This is a genomic window from Paractinoplanes globisporus DSM 43857 (assembly GCF_000379645.1).
Classification (GTDB): domain Bacteria; phylum Actinomycetota; class Actinomycetes; order Mycobacteriales; family Micromonosporaceae; genus Actinoplanes; species Actinoplanes globisporus.
In genome coordinates this window covers 982,433-997,876 of the sequence record NZ_KB903294.1, presented here as the reverse complement: position 1 = coordinate 997,876, position 15,444 = coordinate 982,433, and the positions used below count along the sequence as shown (strand labels likewise).

Sequence of the window (15,444 nt, the reverse complement as noted above, 5' to 3'; positions counted from 1 at the left end):
CGAGGGTCGACGAACCGGGGTCAAGGGGGTGTCATCCTGCGCAGACAGGCCGGTATGCTCCGTCGGCAACGGGGTCTGTCGAGCGCGAAACATTTCCAAGACCCAGGGGAGAGTGGGCATGACGGCCGAGTACGCCACCTACCCGTCGCTGCGCGGCCGGGTCGCCTTCGTCAGCGGCGGCGCGTCGGGGCTGGGCGAGGAGTTCGTGCGGCAGCTCGCCGGTCAGGGTGCGCGAGTGGCGTTCGTGGACATCGACGAGGATCGCGGCACGGCCCTGCAGCGGGAGCTCGGCGACGACACCCTGTTCCGGGCGTGCGACGTCCGGGACGTTCCCGCTCTGCGGTCCGCGCTGGCCGCGGCGGCCGACCGCTTCGGCCCGGTCCGCGTGCTGGTGAACAACGCCGCCGACGACCGGCGCTATCGGGTCGACGAGTTCGACGTCGAGCTGTGGGACGACCGGATGGCGGTCAACGTCCGGCATCACTTCTTCGCCGCTCAGGCGGTGGCGCCCGGGATGCGCGAGGCCGGCGGCGGGTCGATCATCAACCTGGGCTCGATCAGCGCGCACATCGACCTGCTCGAACTCCCGGCGTACATCACGGCGAAGGCCGGCATCGAGGGCCTGACCCACACCCTGGCCCGCGAGTTCGGCCCGTGGCAGATCCGGGTCAACTGCATCGTCCCCGGCTGGATCATGACCGAGAAGCAGCTGGCCCACTGGGTGACCCCGGAGGCGGAGGCGTCGATCGCGCGCAACCAGTGTCTGCCGGGCAAGCTGTACCCGGATGATGTGGCCCGGATGATGCTGTGGCTGGCGGCCGACGACTCCCGGTCGTGCACGGCGCAGCAGTGGATCGTGGACGGCGGGTGGATATGACGACGGCGCGGCAGGTGACCGAGGTGGTCACCCATCATGGCGAGGGCCCGTTCTGGGACGAGGCGGCCGGTCGGCTCCTGGTGGTCGACATGCTGGCCGGGGCGGTGGTCGCGGTGGTGCCGGGTGGCGACGTCCACCGGTACGAGGTGGGCGGCGTGGCGGCGGCCGTCCGGGCTCGGGCGGCCGGCGGTTACGTGCTGGCCACCGAACGCGGATTCCAGCGCTTCACCGCCGACTTCACGCCCGACGGCCCGCCGATCGCGGCGTTCGACGATCCGGCGATCCGGATGAACGACGGCGGCTGCGACCCGCAGGGCCGGTTCTACTGCGGCACGATGGCGTACGCGGTGACGCCCGGCGCCGGCGTGCTCTACCGGCTCGACCCCGACCTGACCGTGCACGAGGTGCTGACCGGCGTCACCATCTCCAACGGCATCCAGTGGCCGCCCGACGGCCACCACGCGTACTACAACGACACTCCGACCGGCCGGGTCGACCGGTACGCCTTCGATCCGGACGCGGGTACCTTCGGCGCCCGCGAGACCCTGGCGGTCATCGATCCCGCGCTGGGCCAGCCGGACGGGATGGCCCTGGATGCCGAGGGTGGCGTCTGGGTGGCTCTGTGGCGCGGCGGCGCGATCCACCGCTACGCGAGCGACGGCACGCTGACCGAGCGGATCGCCGTTCCGGCCCGGCAGACCACCGCCTGCGCCTTCGACGACGGCACCACGCTCTTCATCACCACCTCGCGGGACGGGCTGGGCAGCGAAGCGGAGCCAGGGGCCGGCGCGGTGTTCGCGGTCGACGTCGGGGTCGAGGGAGCCCGTCCGTACGCCTTCGCGGGCTGAGCGTCAGTCGGCAGATGTCGTGAGCCGGTGGGCGATGGCAGCCGCCTCCAGCCGACGGGACATCCCGAGTTTGTGCAGGATGTGGGAGACGTGCACGGACGCGGTCTTGACGCTGATCGTGAGTTCGGCCGCGATCTGGCGGTTGGTGTAACCGCGGCCGAGCAGTTTCAGGACCTCGTCCTCGCGGGCGGTCAGGCCGAGTGGGCTGGGTGCGCCGGTCCGCTCGAATCGCCGGATCCCGACCAGGTCGAGCCGGGCCCGTTGGGCGAGCAACTCCACCTCGCGCCGGATCGGTTCGGCTCCCAGGCGGGTGGCGAGCTGGTGGGCCGCCCTCGCGGCGGCGGTCGTGTCGGCGGCGGTCGAGCCGGCGAGGGCCAGCGCCGCCGCGTGCTGCCACTGGCAGTACGCGACACCGTACGGCCGATCGAGATCCTTCCATGCGGTGACCGCGGCCTGCCACAGATGCGGATTCGGTGACCCCTCCACACCCGCGTGCTCGGCCTCGGCCATGGCCAGCCACGCTGCCGCGTCCGGCCTCGAGGTGGCGGCCGGGCGGGCAGAACGGCGAGCATCCCGGAGGAGCTGACCGGCCCGGCGTCTCGCCTTGTCGACCGTGGCGGCGTCGCGGCCGGCGATGGCCAGCCGCGTGCGGTCGGATTCCACTCGCAGCCCGATCGCGCACGAGTGGGGCCGACTGCTCACGACGCCGATCGACTCGGCCTGCCGCAGAGCCTCGTCGACCGCGCTCGCGGCGTCGTCGATGCGGCCCTCCCAGGCCGCCAGCTCCGCGTGCAGGATCGCATGGAACGGCGCCGTCGGTGGCTCGAGGGCGGCCTGCGCACCGGATCGCAGATGCTCCCGCGCCGTGTCGAACTCGCCGCGCCAGATGGCGAGCTGGGCTCGCTGGATGTGCGGGTAGTGCGACCAGAATGTGCCGCCGTTCCGCAACGCGGTGGTCAGGACGTCGTCGGCCCGCGCCCAGTCGCCGGTGCCCAGCAGCGCCTCGGCCAGGTTGGACGCCAGTACGGTGCCCACGCCACGTTCGACCCCGAGCCGGCGGGCGGTCATCAGACCTTCGTACGCGACCCGGATCGCCTCGGGCAGGCGCCCGGCCATGACCAGTACATCGGACAGGTGGACGTACGGACGCAGCTGATATGGCGAAGTGTTCCGCTCCGGATCGGGCTCGCACGCGGCGAACAGCATCGCCAGACCCTCGTCGAGCCGGCCCAGGTAACACAGGTCGGCGGCGAGCACATCCGCGGCCCGGAACGCCGAGCGCCGGTCGCCGATCGCCGCGGCCAGGTCGAGCGCCTGCTGGCACGCCTGGCGTGACTCGTCGTAGCTGTCGGAGAGCAGCAGCGCGTTGCCGAGAGCCGCGAGCACCCGCACCCGCTCCGCCGACGGTGGCCCAGCCGACACCAGCTCAACCGCCCGCCGGAATGCCGCCAGGCCCTGTTCCCGCCGGCCGGCCGGAAGTAGGTAGGTGCCGAGCCGCTCGAACCGTGACCCGGCGCGGTTGGGGTCGACGCCCACGTCGGACAGGTCGATGGCCCGCTCGATGATCTCCGCCGCGCGCCCGTTGTTCCCGGTCAGGTAGGCCAGCTCCGCGGCCCAGTCGAGCAGCGCGACCAGCGGCGTCCCGGCGACGTCGTCGGGGTCCGGCACCCGCGGCCACAAGGTCAGTGCCATCTCGGCGTGCCGCAACGCCTCCGCCGGCCCGGCGAGAGCCTCCGCGCCTCGCGCCGCCCGGACCGACGCCGCCAGGGCCTCGACCGGGCGCCCGGCGGCTGCCCAATGGTGAGCCAGGTCGCTCGCGACCAGGCCGGCGGCGGCCAGGTGAGGCTGTTCGCACAGGGTTTCGGCGAGCCGCGCATGCACCGCCTCGCGTTCGCCCGGCAGCAATGTCTGGTACACGGCCTCGGCGAGCAGCGAATGCCGGAACCGGAACGTGCCGGCGTCCTGGTCCGGTATCAGCAGGAACTGGTCGACCGCCGACCGCAGCGCGTCCTGCAGCTCTCGCTCGGCGAGCGGGACAACCGCGGCCAGCAGCCCGTACGAGACGTCGCGCCCGGCCGCGGCCGCCGTCCGGAGCACTGTCCGGCTGCGCGGATCCAGCCGGGCGGCCCGCTGCAGGAGCATTTCTCGCAACGCGTACGGCAGGTCCGGCTCGCCGCGGGTCGCCGCGGCGTACAGCTCCTCGGCGTAGAAGGGATTGCCTTCTGCACGTTGGACGATCGTGCCGGTCAGGACGGGATCCTTGGAGATTCCCTCGAGCAGCGCGGTCATTTCGGCGTCGGTCAGTGGCCCGAGGTCGAGGGCTGTGGCGGCGCGCGCCCGGAGCAGGCTGGTGGTCAGGCGCTGCAGGGGGTCTTCCGGGCGCGCTTCGTCGCTGCGATAGGTGGCCAGCACCAGAACACGCGAGTCGGACACCACGTGCGCGAGGAAAGTGACCAGATCCAGAGTCGATGAGTCCGCCCAGTGCAGGTCCTCCAGGACCAGCAGTACCGGTGTCTCGGCGCTGACCGCGTCCAGCAGGGCCCGCACGTCGGCGAGCAGCCGCGCCTGGGCGTCGCCCTCGTGCGGGCGCTGCTCGAGGGTACCGACCGGATCGGTGAGGTCGGCGACCAGCCGCGACAGGGCCGGTGACACGCTCGGGCCGTTGCTCGGCGCGGACGGGTCCCGCAGCGAGCGGATCGCCTCCGCGATCGGCAGGTACGGCACGCCGGCGCCGACGAGGTCGAGACAGCGGCCGGTCAACACCAGCCAGCCTCGGTCGCGGGCCAGTACCGTCAGCTCGGCGGCGACCCGCGACTTGCCGATGCCCGCCTCGCCGCCGGCCAGCACCGTCGTGCCGCGCCCCGACGCCGCGGCGTCCAACGCCGCGGTGAGCCGCTCCATCGCCGCTGCCCGGCCGACGAATGGTGTCCGCACCATCGGGTCATTCTCCGCCGACTCGGGCGGTCCGGATCGTCACGTAAGCGCCGTCGCCGTGACAATAAGGCGACCTGCCCGATCCGGTCGAGGGTGCTTACGCACACCCTGGAGTCGAGTTCATGACATCCAAACCGGGAGGTCACGATGGGTACGCAGGTCGATCCGGATGCCTTCAACGCGTTCGAGGCCGCCGGCTGGGAGAAGCGGGCGCCCACCTATCATCGGCTGCTGCTGCCGATCACCAGACAGGTCGTCGAGCCACTCCTCGATGCAGCCGCCGTCGGCCCCGGAAGCCGGGTACTCGACGTGGGCAGCGGGCCGGGTTACGTCGCCGCCGCCGCGTTCACCCGCGGCGCGTCGGCAGTCGGGGTGGACGTCGCGCCCGCGATGGTGGCGCTGGCCCGGACGCTGCACCCGTCGGTCGAGTTCGTCGACGGCGACGCCGAGCACCTGCAATTCGCCGACGACTCGTTCGACGTGGTGGTCGCCAACTTCGCCATCCTGCACCTCGGCCGGCCGGAGCAGGCCGCGGCCGAGTTCGCCCGCGTGCTGGCCCCCGGCGGGAAGGTGGCCCTTTCCACCTGGGACGTGCCGGCCGCATCCCGGATGCCCGGAGTCTTCTACGACGCGGTACAGGAGGTCGGCGCGGCGCCGCCGCCGGACCTGCCGACCGGGCCGCCGTTCTATCGCTTCGCCGACGAGGCCGAGTTCGTCGGGCTGCTCAATGCGGCCGGGTTCGTGGACGCCTCGGTGTCCACGGTCGCCTTCACGTACCACTACGTCGGCGACCTGTTCGATGCCCTGGTCGGCGGCACGGTGCGGACGCGGAGCCTGGTGATCACCCAACCGGAGGCGACGCAGGCCCGCATCCGGGCTGCCCTCGATCGTCTCACCGCCGAGTACGCCGCCGACGGCGGGTTCGACTTGCCCACCTCCGTCAAGGTTGCCAGCGCAACCGCGAAATGACCCCTTCGAACCGTACTGCCCGCCTGGGTGTGCGGTGGCCCGTTCCCGGACCACCGCACCTCCCGTCGTTCAGACCAGGTCGAACTTCTCCCAGGCCCCGATCGCCGCCCGGTTGGCGATCAGCGGATTGGCCCCGGCGTTCTCCGCGGTCACGTACATGTTGTTGGCCGCCGACCGGAGGCTCTCACTGCCGTCGGCGTTGCGGATCAGGGCGAAGGTCTCCCACGGTCCGACCGTCGCGCGGTTGGCGATCAGCGCCTGGGCGCCGCCGTTCTCCGCGCACACGTACAGGTTGGTCGCCCGCGATCGCAGCGCGACGTTGCCGCCGCCCAGGTCGACCACGTCGAACCGCTCGGTGGTGCCGGCCGCCGCCTTGTTCGCGATCAGCGACGTCGTCGAGTTCGGCGCCGAGACGAACTGGTTGTTCACCAGCGCCTTCAGCGTCGAGCCCGGGGTCGGCACCCCGCCGGTGTCGAAGGTGAACGCGTCCACGTCGAACAGGCTTCCGGCGCCGCCCTTGAACACCAGGTACAGCTGGGTGGGACCGGACGGGACGTTGCTCAGCGCGGTGCTGACATCAACGTACGTCTCCCATCCTCCGGTGCTCGCGACGGTCGCGGTGCCGTGCAGCGTTCCGGTGGGCGATCCGGTACGCACCTCGATCGTCCCTCCGGCGCCGGCCGAGGCCACCCGGGCGGTGAACCGGGTCGCGTTCGACAGGTTGTACGGCCGGAACGATATCCAGTCGCCGTTGTCGATGTACCCGGCCGTCGCGCCGCCCTCGGCGGTCGCGTGGGTGGCGATCTGCACGCCGCCGGACTGGGTGCCGAAGTGCTCACCCTGCCGGTGCCGCGGCTGCAGGGTCCGCTGGCTGGTCCCGGTCAGCCCGCCCCTGTCAGTGTACGAGGCCACGAACACCCCGAAGATGTTGGCGGCGCTGTCGTGCTCACCGTCGGCCGGCACGGTCAGCGTCCCGGAGCAGCCGGTCTTCGACGTGATCTGGTGCTGGTGGCTGTCGTGGCCGAGCAGATAGGTGACGGTCACCTTGGTGCAGTCGATCGTGCCGTCCTCCGGGTCGCTGACCGTCACCGTGAACGGAACCGTGTCGCCGAAGCTGAACAGCGAGCCGTCGGCCGGGGTGGTCAGCGTGACCGTCGGCGCGGTGTTCCCGACCGTGATCGGGATGCTGGCCGTGCCGCTCAGGCCGGTCGGATCGGTCACCCTCAGCGTCGCGACAAAATTCCCATTGCTTGTGTACGTCTTCGTGGGGCTCGCCGCGGTCGACGTTGTCCCGTCGCCGAACGTCCACAGGTAGGTCAGCGCCCCGCCCTCGGGGTCACTGCTGCCCGCCGACGAGAACGCCACGGTCAGCGGGTTCGGCCCCGACGTGCGGTTGGCCGTGGCCACCGCGATCGGGGCCCGGTTGCCGCCGCCGATGTACTCGATCCGGTACAGGGCCTGGTCGTTCGCCCCGGTGCCGTAGTCGAGGACGTACAGCGCGCCGTCCGGCCCGAACGCCATGTCCATGACCTGCGTGCCGGTCCACGGGAAGGCGCTGATCTCGCCGTACGTGCCGTTGCTGTTGACCTGGATCGCCTTGATCCAGCGGCGGCCGTACTCGCCGGCGAAGTACCGGCCGTCCAGCGACTGCGGGAACTTGATCGCCGAGTTGAGGGCGGGGTCGTACCGATAGACCGGACCGCCCATCGGCGACTCCGACCCGCTGCCGAACTCCGGCGGGTTGGAGTCGAAGCCGTACCGGATCCACGAGGGTTTCGCGGCCGGCAGGGCTTGCAGGCCCGTGTTGCGGAATGAATTGTTGGTCGGACCACCAGCGCAATTGAACTTTGCCCCGGACGGGCCGGACGGGAACGTGTAGTCGTTGTAGGTCTCGGCGGTCGTGTTCGTGCCGGTGCAGTACGGCCAGCCGTAGAAGCCGGGCGCGGTGATCCGGTCGAACTCGACCTGCCCGCCGGGCCCGCGGTTCGGGTCGGCGGCGCCGGCGTCCGGCCCGTAGTCGCCCAGGTAGACGATGCCGGTCGGCTTGTCCACGCTCATCCGGAACGGGTTGCGGAAGCCCATCGCGTAGATCTCCGGGCGGGTGTTCGCGGTGCCCGGCGGGAACATGTTGCCGGCCGGGATCGTGTACGTGCCATTGGCCTGAGGTTTGATCCGTAGAACCTTGCCGCGCAGGTCGTTGGTGTTGGCCGCCGAGCGCTGCGCGTCGAACTGCGGGTTGCGGTTCGTCCGCTCGTCGATCGGGGTGAAGGCCTGCGACTCGAACGGGTTGGTGTCGTCGCCGGTGGTCAGGTACAGGTTGCCGGACGCGTCGAAGTCGATGTCGCCGCCGACGTGGCAGCACTGGCCGCGGTCGTTGTCGACGGTCAGCACGACGACCTCGCTGGCCAGGTTGATGGTCTCGTCCGCGTTCAGCGTGAACCGGGACAGGTTGAGGTGGCCCTTCCAGGCATTGAAGTCCGCCGCGGTGCCGGTGGTCGGCGCGTCGCCGGACGGGGTGCTCAGTGTCGGCGAGTAATAAAGGTAGATCCAACGGTTGGTCGCGAAGTTCGGATCGACCGCGACGCCCTGCATCCCCTCCTCGTCATGGCTGTAGACCGGGATGTTCGCGGCCACCTTGGTGTTGCCGGCCGCGTCGGTGACCCGGACCGTGCCGTTGCGGGCGGTGTGCAGGACCGAGCGGTTGGGCAGGACCGCCAGCGACATGGCCTCGCCGAGCTCGGCGCTGCCGCGGGCCAGCGAGACCTGCTGGTAGTCGGTCGCGGGGATGTCCGCGGCCTGGGCCGGCGCGCTGCGGGTGGCCGCGACGGCCGCGCCGGTGACGATCAGGGTCACGGCGGCCAGGGAACGAGCGAGTCGCATGGTCATCCTCCCGTGACGAGGTCGAACTTCTCCCAGGCGCCGATCCCGGTGCGGTTGGCGATGAGCGCGCCGGCGCCGGCGTTCTCGGCCACCACGTACCGGTTGTTGACGGTGGCGCGCAGGCTGACCGTGCCGTCGGGGTTGGTGATCAGCGTGAACGTCTCCCACGAGCCCACCGCCGCGCGGTTCGCGACCAGCGGGTTGTTACCGGCGTTCTCCGCGCACACGTACAGCCCGGTCGCCTTCGAGCGCAGCGCGACGTTGCCACCGGAGAGGGTGACGACATCGAACCGCTCGGCGGTGGTGCCCGCCGTGGTGGCGCTGGCGATCAGGTTGCCGGCCGCGGTGCTGACGAACTTGTTGTTCGCCCGCGAGCGCAGCGCGGTGCCGGTGGGCGTCGGGTTGGTGCGTGGGGTGCAGTCGGCGGTGACCGCGCCGCCCGCGAACCGGATGCCGCCCAGCAACAGCCGGGTGAAGTTCGGATCCACGTACGACTCCTGGGTGTGCCCGAGCCCGGTGTAGAAGGCGCGGCCACCGGCGTAGTTCTGGCACCAGGTGATCGGGTGGTCGCCGCTCATCGAGCCGCCCGAGTACGTGCCCTCGTCGAGGCTCAGCAGCACGCGGACGTTGGCGCGGGGATTGGTCCGGTAGTTGTACCACTCGTCGGTGCGGACCCAGGCCGCCGGCAGATGCGCGGTCGCCGGGTTCGTGGCGTCCTCGACCCGTACGGTGGCCTGCTGGATCGCGGGGTGGGAGAGGAAGTACGCGCCGACCAGCCCGCCGTACCACGGCCAGTCGTACTCGGTGTCGGCCGCCGCGTGCACGCCGACGTAACCGCCGCCGGCCGCGATGTAGGACTGGAACGCCGCTTGCTGGTTGGCGTCGAGCACGTCGCCGGTCGTGGAGAGCCAGACGACGGCCTGGTACTGGGCGAGGTTGGCCGCGGTGAACTGGGCGGCGTCCTCGGTCGCGGTGACCGTGAAGCCGTTCTCGGTGCCCAGCCGCTGGATCGCGGCGATGCCGGCGGGGATGGCGTCGTGCCGGAAACCAGCGGTCTTCGAGAACACCAGGACCTTGGTGAGGGGTGCCGCCGCCGGCGCGGGGAACGCCGGGGCGGCGATGAGGATGAGGACGAGGGCGGACAGGATGGTGGCGAGGCGTCGCAGCATGAGTGCTGTCTCCTCATTGGGGGATGGGTGTGAACTTTTCCCAGGGACCGATCGCGTCCCGGTTGGCGACCAGGGCGGCGGCGCCGCCGTTCTCGGCCACCACGTACTTGTTGTTGACCGTCGCCCGGAGGCTGATCGTGCCGTCGCCGTTGTCGATCCGGGCGAACGTCTCCCACGAGCCGGCCGCGGCGCGGTTGGCTATGAGGGGGTTGGCGCCGGCGTTCTCGGCGCAGACGTACATGTTGTTGGCGCGGGAGCGCAGGGCGACGTTGCCGCCGCCGAGGTCGACGATGTCGAAGCGCTCGGTGGCGCCGACCGCGGTGGCGCTCGCGATGAGATTGCCGTTGGCGGGGGCGCTGACGTACTTGCCGTTGGCCTGGGCGAGCAGCGCGGTGCCGCCGCCACCACCGGTCGCGGTGCCGAGGCCCAATGTGGACGCCGTTCCGCTGAGCGATTTCACGCCCTGGTTGGCGCTTCCGGTGAGCGTCGTCGACGCGTACGAGGAAAGGGGTTTTGCCGTTCTTTCCACGACGTAGGTGGTGTTGGCGGTCGTCGCGAAGCTGACCTCGCCGGCCGAGACGGTGGTGAGGATGGCGTTGTCGGAGGTGCGGCGCACCCGGATCTCCTGGGTGCCCCACGGGTTGACCGCGCGGGCCTGCTTGCCGAACTGGCTGCGGAGGCCGACGTATTTGGTCTCGCCGGCCTCCCGCTCGGAGCTGACGACGAAGCCGTCCTTGGCCAGCAGGGTGAATTTGCCGACGAAACCCGTATCGTTGGGCAGCGCGGGGAAGACGCGGATCTTGTCGTTGTACGACTGCAGGAGCGACTCGTTCATCGCGGCCAGGTGGATGCCGAGGTACTCGAACACCCCGTTGGTGTTGCTGGTCATACCGTTCGGATAGTTCTGGTATTTCTGCAGCATCGTCCGCATGCCCTGGTACGCCTGCTCGCCCAGGCCGAGCCGGGCGGCGTGCACGTGGTCGTTGGACCAGACATTGCCGTACGGGAAGGGACGGACGTTCCAGGTGTTGATCGCGGTCTGCGTGTCGGCGTATCCGATGCCCGTTTGGTCATACGGCCATACCAGCTCGAGCGCGACGTTCTCGTTGTTGCGGGTCTGCGAGATCGGCGGGTCGTGCGGCAGGTAGGCGCCGTTCTGGGTCTGGTACGGCGCGAGGTTGTTGAGCACGTCCTGCCAGCCGGCCCGGAGACCGGCGTCCAGGCCGAGCTGGGTCGAGACCTGAATGGTCAGGGGGAACAACAGGCGTACCGCGGCCAGGTCGGTGATCGCGTTCTTCACGTCCCAGTACGTCTCGTGGGAGTTCGAGCTCGCCATGTAGTACTGGGATCCGTTGCGGGACAACCGGTTCTGGTAGAAACGCGCCGCGTCCTTCATGAACGGGTAGGCCACGTTCTGCAGGTACGAGGCGTCGTTGGTGTACCGGTAGTACAGGTACATGTTGTACGCGGCCTCGGTGCCGGTCGAGTAGATGTCGTTCACGTAATCGCTGTTCACTGTGCCGCGGGCGTTGCCGTCCCAGCCCATCGTCTCCGGCACCCACAGCGCGTCGCTGCCGTACCGGGTCTGGGTGTACGCCTTCAGCGCGCCCAGGTTCCGGGAGTACAGGTTGTTGAACGTCTTCACCAGGTCGGCGTGGTTGGACGCGTAGAACGAGTTGTAGACGTCGCGCTGGTTCCAGTACCAGTACCCGTTGCTCCACTTCGAGTTGTCCTGCGTCGCGCGGAACACGCCGTTGATGAAGTGGACCGGGTAGTTCCCGTAGCCGCCGGCCGCGATCATGTAGGTGGCCAGGTAGTACACGTTCTCCAGATAGTCGGAGCCGCCCGCGTTGTACTGGACGAACGACTTCTGCCAGAAGCCGTGCCACCAGTTGCGGTAGTTGGTCAGCGTCGTCGCGTATCCGGTCGACTTGACCGCGGCGAGCTGGTTCTTGGCCTGCTGCACCGAGTTGCGGCTCGGCGCGTTGATGCGGCTGGCGGCGGTGAACCAGATGGTGTAACTCGATGAAGGTGTGATGTTCAGCCGTACGCGGGTGCCGTTCACCGTCTGCGCGGAGTACGCGGCGCCCTCGACGGTCGCGGCGAACGTGTAGCCGAACCCGTTGGCGTCGGTCTGCCCGCGGCTGAGCCCGGCGCCGGTCGAGTCGGCGAACGTGCTGACCGTGCGCCACGTGTTCAGGTCGGGCACGTCGGCGATGTTCTGCACGGTGTTCATGTCCCACAGGCTCAGGTCGAGCGAGATGCTGCCGACCCCGGAGCGCGAGTCCTCGACGTGGACGCCCATCACCTCGGAGTTCGGTGAGCCCAGCACGGTGACCGTGCGGTTGTTGTCGTACCTGGTGGTCAGCGTGCCGTCGTACAGGGAAAGCCGCTGCTGGAAGGTCGTGTAGCCGCTGTCCAGCGCCGGGCTGGTCTGCAGATTCAGATTCCCGGCCGCGTACGTCGACTGCTCCGCCAGGTCCGTGCCCGAGACCTGCATGGTCAGGCCGTTCTGCTGCCAGGCCATTGCACCCGTATGACCGTTGCCAACGGTCAGCCCGTACAACGGATTGGTGTTCGGACGGTTGTAGACGATGTCGTGCTTGGAGAGGTATCCGGCGTAGTCGACGTTCAGCGCGCCGGTGCTCGAGTTGAACGCGGCGTCGGTCGGGGCCGCGCCGGCCGGGGACGGGTGGGCAACGAGCAGGCCACCGAGGATGAGGCCGGCCGCCGCCGTACGGAACAGTTTGCGCACGCTCATGTGGATGACCCTCCGGGGGAGTCCGCGGCTGGCCGGCCCGCGGCGGCGATCGATTACATGCCTGAGACGAACAGTTAACATAGGATGTCTGCGGCGGTCAATCCTCCACCATCGATGTCTCGCGATCCGTCCAAATGGCCGCCTTGCTGGTTGCTTCGACAGTGATCACTTCCCTACGCTTGCGGAAAGATCCGATGTCTACCGGTCAGGATCCGGTCAGATCTTTCGTCCGCAGACGGACAAACCTGCTGCGCGGTTGGGCCCCGGCCCCTCGTGCTCGACTGCGCATCGAGGCAACGCTTCCAGGTCAGGCCATGGCCACCGGTCTGCACACAGCGCGTGGCGGTGGCCGTGACCCGGTCGCCGCGACGGACAACGATCCGGTACGTGGTCGCCGACTGCGACACCACCGGCTCGACCACGGCGCAGCTGACCGCCTTCGGGGCGCGTGCGTGGAAGCAGCGTTCCCGACAACCGCGCTCGCGGTGTGCACCAGCGGCTGTCGTGGCGGATACCACGGTGGCGGGACGGGGGCGAACGGCCGGTTGGGCTCAGCTCCGCCCGCGGCAGGTCGATGGCACCTGCGACGGAAGGCGGTGAAGCGTTGGAGAGGCGAATGCTTCGCCGGCTGACCTCGGTGTACGGGCTGCTGTACGCCGCCGCGGTCGGCTGGTGCATAGCCCGGATGATCGGCTGGGACCATCTCGCGGTCGCCGGCTGGTTGCCCGGCGCGCTCAGCATGCTGGCCGTGACCTGGTACTTCCGTCAGGCCGCCAAGCTGCCCGAGCTGACCCCGGCCGGTCGTCGATTCTGGCGCCGGCTGTCCGTCGCCACGCTGCTGATCGCCCCGGCCACCGGGCCGTTCACCGCCGCGACCGTGGGCGGTACCCGTGCGGGCGTCGGGCCGGTGTTCTACGTGTCGGTCGGGCTGCTCGTGGTGGCGCTCGGGCTGGTGCTGTGGAGTCTGCTGCGACTGCCGAGCGCTCGGCGAAGCGGCGCCGACTGGCTGCGCCTCGGGATGGACGCCGCGACCGTGCTGATCGGCGCGTCCACCTTCCTGTGGCACTTCGTGCTGCGACCTCAGCTCAGCAGCGGCAGCGGTCCGGCGACCGTGCTCGGGCTGCTGGTGATGTGCCTGATCTGCCTGCTCGCCGTGCTCGCCGTGGTGAAGCTGATGCTGGCCGGCACGGTCGCCGTGGACTCGCTCGCCCTGCGACTGCTCGCGGCCGTGGTCGGGGTCGGCGCGATCGGTTCGGCGCTGGTGCCGGTGCTGGGCGACCCTCGGTACGCCGGCGTCTCGGACGTGATCACGACGACCGAGGGGTTCGTCGCGGCTCTCGCCGGAGTCGTGCAGTGCAGTCGGGCGACCTCCGTGGCGTCGGTGCCCCGCACCCGGCCGTACAGCGTGCTGCCCTACCTCGCGATCGGCGCGGTCGACGCGTTGCTGTTCGCCGCGGTGGTGACCGACAGCGACCAGCTCGCCGTGCTCATCGGCGCGGTCGCCGCGACCGCCACCGTGGTGGTCCGCCAGCTGCTCGCGTTCCGGGACAACGCCGCACTCGTCGAGCAGCTGCGCCAGCACCAGCTGCGGCTCCGCGAGCAGGCCACCCACGACGCGCTCACCGGCCTGGCCAACCGGGCCCTGTTCAACGAAACCCTGGACAACGCCACCGACAACGGGGAACTGGTCTCGGCCATCCTGATCGACCTGGACGACTTCAAGACCGTCAACGACACGCTCGGCCACCCGGTGGGCGATGAACTGCTGATCGAGGTGGCCCGCCGGCTGCGCACTGCGGTGCGACCCGACGACCTGGTCGCCCGGCTCGGCGGCGACGAGTTCGCGGTGCTGCTCCCGCGCGCCGACACCACACAGGCCGCCGAGGTGGCCGCCCGGATCGTCGACACCCTGGCGCTGCCGGTCCGGCTGGGCGACCACGAGCTAGCCGCGAACGCCAGCGTCGGGGTCGCCGAGCGCGCCCGGCAAGACCTGCCCGCCGACCTGCTCCGCCACGCCGACGTCGCGATGTACACCGCGAAGCGCGAAGGCAAGGGCCGGTTCTCGGTGTACCGCCCCGACCCGGACTGGTCGGCACTGACCGCGGCGACAGCCTAGTTATCGGCGAGGCGGGAAGACGCCGGCGCGAGCATTGACCTCGCCCGGGCGCGGTCATCAGCCGTGCAGCCGGGCGTGATCAGCATCAGCTGGGCCAGCGACTCCGCGATGGTGACCGGCCGGGAGGCGGCGGTGACCGCAGCCTCGTCCAGCCGGGCGCGGGCCAGTTCGCGCACCTCGGCCCGCCGCGCCGGATCGTCGTGGGCGGCGGTGACCAGGGCGAGCAGCGCCGAGTCGGCCACCCAGTCCTCCACGCCGAAGGCGAGATCGATCAACACTCGGCGCCGGGTCGAGGTCGCCCATGGCTCGTCCTCACGATGCCGCAGGATGCCGAGGCACGTCCACGGCTGCGTGACCCGGTACCAGTAGGTGGGGGTCGACAGCTTGAGGTCCTGCCAGTGCGGCGTGTCCGGGGACTCCGGCGGATGGGCCAGCAGGCCGAGCAGATCGTCGAGTGGCAGCCGGCCCAGAGCTTCGGCCCGGGGTCGTGCGGACAGAGGCGGCGGCCACGGCCCCGCGGCGGTCTCGCGCAGCATGCGTACGGCCTCGGTCGTGGGTTTGGCCACCGCCGGCACCGGATTCTCGCCGTCGTAGCGCCAGACCGCGTAGTCGCCTTGCTTCAGCGGAATCCGGATGTCCGGGGCCGGAAAGGCCGCGATCCGGATCGGCATCGGTCCCGCCACCCGGTCGGCGGCCATCATCGCGCTGGGCGGTTCGGCCGCCGGCAGCACCAGAGGGTGGCTGCCCAGCCCGCCGATCGAGCCCGCGAGGCGCAGCAGGGCCAGCTGGTCGGCCGCGTCGGCGACCCGACCGGCCGGCATCGGCACCCGGTCGAGCCACGGCCGGTCAGCGTTCACGGCGGAATCCTAGTGCCCCGCGCCCTGGCAACC

General features: G+C 70.4%; 9 protein-coding genes. 4 read left to right on the top strand and 5 right to left on the bottom strand.

Annotated elements, in window-relative coordinates:
• Positions 1-118: 118 nt before the first annotated feature.
• Positions 119-877 carry an SDR family NAD(P)-dependent oxidoreductase gene (locus tag A3CQ_RS0104415; RefSeq protein WP_020509702.1) on the top strand — a complete coding sequence of 253 codons (759 nt, stop codon included), beginning with the start codon at positions 119-121 and terminating at the stop codon, positions 875-877.
• Complete coding sequence (locus A3CQ_RS0104410; protein ID WP_020509701.1) at positions 874-1,725, top strand: SMP-30/gluconolactonase/LRE family protein; 852 nt, start codon at positions 874-876, stop codon at positions 1,723-1,725. Before A3CQ_RS0104415 ends, A3CQ_RS0104410 begins: the two co-directional genes overlap by 4 nt.
• A gap of 3 nt (positions 1,726-1,728) precedes the next feature.
• Here A3CQ_RS0104410 and A3CQ_RS63555 read toward each other — a convergent pair whose 3' ends face one another.
• Entirely contained in the window at positions 1,729-4,662 is a 2,934-nt protein-coding gene (locus A3CQ_RS63555) for a helix-turn-helix transcriptional regulator (RefSeq protein ID WP_026205291.1), read from the bottom strand.
• 144 nt (positions 4,663-4,806) lie between these two features.
• Here A3CQ_RS63555 and A3CQ_RS0104400 point away from each other — a divergent pair, with 144 nt between their 5' ends.
• A complete protein-coding gene (locus A3CQ_RS0104400) occupies positions 4,807-5,628 on the top strand; it encodes a class I SAM-dependent methyltransferase (RefSeq protein ID WP_020509699.1) in 822 nt (273 codons plus the stop codon).
• Between the two features lie 69 nt (positions 5,629-5,697).
• Here the strand turns inward: A3CQ_RS0104400 and A3CQ_RS0104395 are convergent, their stop codons facing one another.
• From A3CQ_RS0104395 to A3CQ_RS0104385, 3 genes are read right to left on the bottom strand one after another with little or no spacing between them, the layout of a single operon-like run.
• On the bottom strand, positions 5,698-8,514 hold the full coding sequence (locus tag A3CQ_RS0104395) for a PQQ-dependent sugar dehydrogenase (protein WP_020509698.1): 2,817 nt from the start codon (positions 8,512-8,514) through the stop codon (positions 5,698-5,700).
• The gene (locus tag A3CQ_RS0104390) at positions 8,511-9,677 is read right to left on the bottom strand and encodes a ThuA domain-containing protein (RefSeq protein ID WP_020509697.1); all 1,167 of its coding nucleotides are present in this window, start codon (positions 9,675-9,677) and stop codon (positions 8,511-8,513) included. Before A3CQ_RS0104390 ends, A3CQ_RS0104395 begins: the two co-directional genes overlap by 4 nt.
• Before the next feature lie 13 nt (positions 9,678-9,690).
• Entirely contained in the window at positions 9,691-12,438 is a 2,748-nt protein-coding gene (locus A3CQ_RS0104385; protein WP_020509696.1) for a glycosyl hydrolase family 95 catalytic domain-containing protein, read from the bottom strand.
• A 616-nt stretch (positions 12,439-13,054) separates the two neighbouring features.
• Between A3CQ_RS0104385 and A3CQ_RS51445 the strand changes: the two genes are divergently transcribed.
• Entirely contained in the window at positions 13,055-14,554 is a 1,500-nt protein-coding gene (locus A3CQ_RS51445; RefSeq protein WP_020509695.1) for a GGDEF domain-containing protein, read from the top strand.
• Here A3CQ_RS51445 and A3CQ_RS51440 read toward each other — a convergent pair.
• The gene (locus A3CQ_RS51440) at positions 14,551-15,411 is read right to left on the bottom strand and encodes a hypothetical protein (protein ID WP_051115130.1); all 861 of its coding nucleotides are present in this window, start codon (positions 15,409-15,411) and stop codon (positions 14,551-14,553) included. The genes A3CQ_RS51445 and A3CQ_RS51440 overlap by 4 nt on opposite strands.
• Positions 15,412-15,444 lie beyond the last annotated feature (33 nt).

What these genes read in the sequence shown, in the direction of transcription:
- A3CQ_RS0104385 (WP_020509696.1), bottom strand. Translation starts at nt 12,438, where the DNA reads ATGAGCGTGCGCAAACTGTTCCGTACGGCGGCGGCCGGCCTCATCCTC.
- A3CQ_RS0104410 (WP_020509701.1), top strand. Translation starts at nt 874, where the DNA reads ATGACGACGGCGCGGCAGGTGACCGAGGTGGTCACCCATCATGGCGAG.
- A3CQ_RS0104395 (WP_020509698.1), bottom strand. Translation starts at nt 8,514, where the DNA reads ATGACCATGCGACTCGCTCGTTCCCTGGCCGCCGTGACCCTGATCGTC.
- A3CQ_RS0104390 (WP_020509697.1), bottom strand. Translation starts at nt 9,677, where the DNA reads ATGCTGCGACGCCTCGCCACCATCCTGTCCGCCCTCGTCCTCATCCTC.
- A3CQ_RS51445 (WP_020509695.1), top strand. Translation starts at nt 13,055, where the DNA reads ATGCTTCGCCGGCTGACCTCGGTGTACGGGCTGCTGTACGCCGCCGCG.
- A3CQ_RS0104400 (WP_020509699.1), top strand. Translation starts at nt 4,807, where the DNA reads ATGGGTACGCAGGTCGATCCGGATGCCTTCAACGCGTTCGAGGCCGCC.
- A3CQ_RS63555 (WP_026205291.1), bottom strand. Translation starts at nt 4,662, where the DNA reads ATGGTGCGGACACCATTCGTCGGCCGGGCAGCGGCGATGGAGCGGCTC.
- A3CQ_RS0104415 (WP_020509702.1), top strand. Translation starts at nt 119, where the DNA reads ATGACGGCCGAGTACGCCACCTACCCGTCGCTGCGCGGCCGGGTCGCC.